The 3,686-nt window shown below is 58.5% G+C and carries 2 protein-coding genes; both read left to right on the plus strand.

Annotation, left to right across the window (positions count from 1 at the left end; translation table 11 throughout):
* Nucleotides 1-504: GTP cyclohydrolase, FolE2/MptA family (locus A3754_RS10235; RefSeq protein WP_197468607.1), on the plus strand; the 504-nt coding region annotated here is incomplete at its 5' end.
* A gap of 396 nt (nt 505-900) precedes the next feature.
* Nucleotides 901-3,531: a LuxR C-terminal-related transcriptional regulator gene (locus tag A3754_RS10240; protein ID WP_231880580.1), complete on the plus strand. Its 2,631-nt coding sequence runs from the start codon at nt 901-903 to the stop codon at nt 3,529-3,531.
* Nucleotides 3,532-3,686: the final 155 nt, after the last annotated feature.

The following is a 3,686-nucleotide window of genomic DNA, read 5'->3' on the forward strand; positions in this document are numbered from 1 at the left end:
GAGTTGTCGGTGGAAGTGCCGTACTCGTCCACCTGCCCCTGCTCGGCGGCGTTGTCCCGCCAGCTGATTCAGGAACAGTTCCGCAAGGATTTCGCCGAAGGCAAAGTGGATGCCGATGCGGTGTTTGAATGGCTGGGCACGGAAGAAGGCGTACTGGCCACTCCGCACAGCCAGCGCTCCATCGCCCAGGTGCGTGTGTTGCTGGATCACACCGAAGGGGATGCCTTCCCGATCACCGCCTTGATTGATTCCATCGAAGGCGCTCTGAAAACCCCGGTGCAGACCGCTGTGAAGCGGGTAGACGAACAGGAGTTCGCGCTACTCAATGGCCAGAACCTGATGTTCTGTGAAGACGCCGCCCGCCGGTTGAAGACCGCGCTGAACCCGCAGCCTTGCTACAAGGATTTCTGGTTGCGCGTGAATCACCTGGAAAGCCTCCACGCTCACAATGCGGTAGCGATTGTGACCAAGGAAGTGGATGGTGGTTACCTGCCGATTCCTTGATTGAGAGACGCTGCAGGCAGTACGCTGCACGCAACACGAAAGCCCTCTTCCCCTTGTCGGGAAGAGGGCTTTTTTGTATGGGTTGGTGATGAGCATGACGCCGGATGCCTGGAGCCTGACGCAATAGAGCCAATCTGGCTTCACCGCCTCTCTTTGTGGGAGCGGTGGTGCCCTGTTTCCGTTGTCCGGCTTCCGGCATTGGGCGTCGAGTTGTTGGGGCTTCTTTCTTCGCTAGGCAGCGACGACATTGCACCCTCGTCCAAGTGAAATGCGAACCCGGTACGTGTATACCGTGCCGCTATCCGCTAAATTGCCTATTAAAGAAGCACCCAGAGTGCGTGCGGGGATGCACTAACTCACTGAAAAATAATAAAAAGACGCCAGGAAGCGATTGCTATGCCCAGCTCGGAGACGCCCCGGCCCCTGAGTGGCCGGTTTTATCGTGCAGACCTTGTCACCCTTCTGAATCAGTCAGATCGGGTGCCCCTGACACTGTTGCTGGCCCCCGCCGGTGCCGGCAAATCCACCTTGCTGAATCAGTGGCAAGCCCAGCCCGGTGATCGGCATGTGGTGCTGATGGGGTTACAGCGGGCGGATGATGACCCGGTGCGCTTTCTGCGCCGCTTCGCCGAGAAAACCCGGGCCGCGGTGCCGGCGTTTGATACCTCCTGGTTTATGCCCTTCGATGTGGCCGAGCTGCCACCATCCTCTATAGCCGATTCACTCTATGACGCCCTGCAGCAGGTGACGTTGCCGCTGTTTATCGTGTTCGACGATTTTCAGCATATCCAGAGCGAAGAAACACTCAGTGTGATTGCTACCTTGCTGGCGGACCCGCCGGAGAATGTGCACCTGATCATTGCCAGCCGCACCCAGCCACTGTTTGACGTTAGCCGGCTGCGGCTGGATGACCTGGTGCTGGAGATCAGCGCCGTGGACCTGAAAGTGCGGCGCAGTGATGTGAGCGAGCTGAATCAGCGCCTGGGCGGCGAGGCTCTGGAAGAGCTGGCCCTGGATCACCTGATGGCGATTACCGAAGGCTGGGTGGCCGGGGTGAAAATTGCCCTGCTGGCGGGGATTCGATCGGGCATGCAAACCCTGCAGGACTTTAACGCCAGCCAGCCGGAAATCATGGATTATTTCGGGCATGCGGTACTCAAGGGGCTGCCGGACTCTGCGCGCACTTTGTTCATGCAAAGTGCCCTGTTGGACACCGTCAACGCCGAGCTTGGCGATGAAATTCTGCAAACCCGCCAGTCCGCACGGTTGATTGATGAGCTCACCAGCCGGGAGCTTTTTCTGGTGCCGGTGCCTGGCAAGCCGGCCAGCTATCGCTATCACGCCTTGCTGCGGGATTTTCTGCAGGCACGGCTGAAAATCGAGATGCCCGACTGCATTGTGCCGATTCACCGGCGGGCGACCCGTTACTTCATCAAGATCGGCAATTTCGAACAGGCTGTCTGGCATGCCTGGCGCACCGGTGATGCTGCGCTGTTCGGTAACTGCCTGGAAAAAAGTTTCGAGTTCTGGCTGCAGGAAGGGTATTCCAGCCACATTCTTGAATGGGCGGAAACTCTGGACGATGAAACCATACTGGGCCGCCTTGAACTGGCCGCGCCCCTGATCAGCACGCTGACCCTGTCACGGCGATTCTTTCGTGCCCGCTATTATCTCGACGCGCTCAAAGAGCAGGACTTTTCCGGCAGGGAGGACCGATACCATCACCGTCAGACAGTGGATTTTCTGGAACTGCATTTGCAGTTATTCCAGCACGATACCGACTTCATGGAAGGGGCTAACCTGTCGTTGTTGATGGAAAGCAGTGGCCACCGGGATATCCGTGCCTTCGCGCTGGCCATGGTGGCCTATTACCATCTGCAGCATGGCCGCCTGGAATCCGCGTTGGCCTTCTCCTCCCAGGCGCGGGACGTGTTGCTGCGCCTGGGGCAACGCTTTACTGCCGGCTATGCGGGTTTGATTACGGCCCTGGCCAATCAGCAGCTGGGGCATATTGGTGAGGCAGTGGCCTTTATTGTCGAAAACTTCAATAACACCCCCAGGGATTGCCCCACCTGGTCGCTGTGGGCCACGGGCATGGTGGTGGTGTTATACGACCAGAATCGCCTGGAAGAGGCGCAGCAGGTCTGCGAAGACCTGCTTCCCATGGTTTCGTCTGCTTCTGCCACGGAAGTGATTTCCACCGTTTATCTCACCTTGTCACGGCTGCAGCATCTGCAGGGCAAGCAGAAAAGTGCCGAGCGTATGCTGGAAAAACTGTTGGGAATTTTACAGCTGGGCAATTACGAGCGCTTTGTCAGCATGGCGGTGCTGGAGATGACGCGCCAGGCGTTGCTCACCGGCAACTGGCAGCGCCTGGATGTGGTGGTGGACCGTTTCAAGTTGGCGGAGTGGGTGCAGGAGAACCTTGAAAGTGAGGCGGCCATGTATAGCCAGAGCTGGGAGCGGCGCGGGCTGGCGGCGGTGTACTGGTTAATGGCCCACGGCCGCAATGCGGAGGCAGAAACACTGCTGCGCCGGTTGCTGGCGGTGGTGAAAGGGGCGGGTATCAAGACCCGGGCCTCCATCATTGAGGCCAACCTGCTGGTGCTCACCTCCAAAACGGCCGTCGCCTCGGAGCAGAGCCGCAAGGTGGATGCGCTGATCACCCGCTATGGTCTGCTCAATATCAATCGCTCCGTGTTCGATGAAGCGCCCGGGCTGGCGGGCTTGATGAATCGGTTGTGGTCAGCAGGGCAGCTGGTGCTACCGGATTTTTATACCGGGCTGTTTCCGGCGGTATTCAGCACCGCCCCGGCCAGTGAGCCGCTGGACGTGGACCCGGGGTCGGTGCTTACGCCCAAGGAAAGCGAAATTTTCGAGCTGCTGCAGAGCGGTATGAGCAATGCCCAGATTAGTGAATCCACCGGCGTATCCGTCACCACCACCAAGTGGCACCTGAAAAACATCTACAGCAAGCTGGGTGTCTCCAATCGTACCGAAGCCGTGCTGCGCGCCACGCCTAGATGAGTTGAAAGTTCAAAGTTTAAAGTTGAAAAGGAAAGCTGAAATCCGTGCTTTTCTCTGCAGCGCTCCTGCGAAACCCGGCTTCTGGGCGCGGGCTCGACCCAGCAAATCGTCCCCCGCCCCCTCTCGCGCTTTTAAACTTTGAACTTCCAACTGCT

The sequence above is a fragment of the Alcanivorax sp. HI0083 genome, from assembly GCF_001635175.1.

Bases quoted from the DNA above. Each gene is read 5' to 3' on its own strand.
- A3754_RS10240 (WP_231880580.1), top strand. From the start codon at position 901: ATGCCCAGCTCGGAGACGCCCCGGCCCCTGAGTGGCCGGTTTTATCGT.